The organism is Burkholderia sp. E168m23 (assembly GCF_016586125.1).
In the GTDB taxonomy this organism is placed as follows: Bacteria; Pseudomonadota; Gammaproteobacteria; order Burkholderiales; family Burkholderiaceae; genus Burkholderia; species Burkholderia orbicola.
On sequence record NZ_BCPP01001135.1, the window covers coordinates 1 to 2,033 of the forward strand.

The 2,033-nt window shown below is 67.0% G+C and carries 2 protein-coding genes; both read right to left on the reverse strand.

What is annotated here, in order from left to right:
- On the reverse strand, window positions 1-1,389 hold a 1,389-nt coding region (locus tag JMF90_RS34920), incomplete at its 3' end, for an amidase (RefSeq protein ID WP_201326148.1).
- 55 nt (window positions 1,390-1,444) lie between these two features.
- On the reverse strand, window positions 1,445-2,033 hold a 589-nt coding region (locus tag JMF90_RS34925), incomplete at its 5' end, for a phenylacetaldoxime dehydratase family protein (protein ID WP_201326149.1).

A 2,033-nucleotide genomic window follows, 5' to 3' on the forward strand; every position in this document is an offset into this window, starting at 1 on the left:
CATCGCCGGGTGCCCGGACACGTCGAACGGCGCGGTATTCGTGAGCATCTCGAACGCCCGCGTCAGCGACTCGGACATCGCACAGTCGGGCTTCGGCAGTTCCGACGCGCGCATCGGGACGGTCGGCATCAGCAATACGTCATACGATTGCAGCGCCGTGTCGTAAGCCGACCGCAAGCGTCGCGCGAGGTTCTGGCACTTCGCGTAGTAGCGCCCGCGATACCGGCTCGTGAAATATTCGCCGAGCAGCATCGTCACCTTCACGGTATCCGGCAGCTCGTCGGCGCGCTCGCGCCAGCCCGCGTGATGATCGATCATGCCGGTCACGTACAGACCGCCCCAGTTGAAACCGTGGCTGTTGCCCTTCATCATCTGCTGCGTCGCGCCCTCGGCCGCAATCGGCAGCCAGATCGCGGTGCCGGCCGCATGCAGCGGCACCGACACTTCGTCGACGTTCGCGCCCAGCTTGCGCAACCGGAGGGCGGCGACCCGCACGGCCTCGTCGACCACTTTCTCCGAATTCGCGAGCCCGAACGCCTCGCGCAGAATGCCGATCCGTAGGCCCGCGATGCCGTCGCGGATCGCGCCGAGATAATCGGCGCGCGGCGGCAACATCCGTTGGCGCGGATCGAGCCCGTCGTCGCCCGCGATGACATCGAGCAGCAGCGCGTTGTCGAGCACGCTGCCCGTCATCGGCCCGAGATGATCGACGGTCGCCTCGATCGGCATCGCACCGGTGTACGGCACGAGCCCGTGCGTCGGCTTCATCCCGTAGATGCCGCAATAGGCGGACGGGATTCGCACCGAGCCGCCCTGGTCGCCGCCGAGCGCCATGTCGACCTCGCCGCTCGCGACCAGCGCGCCGCAGCCGGACGACGAGCCGCCGGACGAGTGTCCGGCCTTGCGCGGATTGTGTACCGGCCCCGACGCGCTCGTGTGCGAGCCGCCGGAAAAGCAGTAGTACTCGCAGGTCGCCTTGCCGGCGATCGTCGCGCCGGCGTCGAGCACCCGCGTGACGACGGTCGCATCGATATCGGGCACGTAGCCCTCGAACGTGCTCGCGCCATTGCGCATCGGCACGCCGGCGACGCAGATGTTGTCTTTCACGGCCACCGCCTTGCCGCGCAGCTTGCCGTCGGCGGCACCGTGGATCGTGCTCTTGCGCGCCCATGCGCCGTAGCGGTTCTCGTCGCCTTCCGGGCGGTAGCCGGGCGTGCGCGGATACGCGACGACGGGCAGATGGTCGGGCAGCGCGTCGATCACGTCGTACGCGTCGAAGTTCGCCTGCAGCGCATCGTCGTATTCGGCGAGTTGGCGGGCATCGACATGAAAGCCGAAGCCGGCTGCAATGTCGGACAGTTGTTCGCGGGTCGGGCGTTTGATGGCCATCGACGTTCTCCAGTTCGGTAAGCGGCGCCGCCAGCCTGGGCGGCGCCGGCGGGATTCAGCGCGCGATGGCGACGGCGTCGCGCATCAGTCCGGTGCGCGGATGGCAGTTCACGTATTCGTAGACCTGATGCTTTGCGTCGAAGACGGAAACTTCGTGATACAGCCGCAGTTTCGACAGCCCGGTCACGACGCGGAAGAACGTGACGAAGATCCGCAGGTGCGTCGGATGGGATTCGGCCCACCGCTCAAGGCGGTCGAGCGAGCGCCAGTGGCCGATGTTGTAACTCTCGTCGAGCAGGTTGCCGTCGAGATCGATCGAGCGCACGTAGCGGTTGCTGTAGCAGCCGACCTCCTTGCCGTTGTCGCGCAGGAACTCCATTCCGCTGCGCAACGTCGGCTCGATCTCCTCGAGATACAGTCGGCGCTCGTCGCTCTCCGCCGCGCGCCAGTCCTGACCGGACCGAATCAGCGCGATGTTGTCGTGTGCCAGTACGACCACACGGCCGCCGCGCGCCGGATCGCCGTCGACGATGCGCAACTCGCCGTTCGCGTTCATCCAGTCCGTCTGCGAGATCGGGAACCGGTCACGCATCGATCCCCAGTAGCCGTGCTCCTCGATCTCGCCGCTGACGCCGTCCATGATC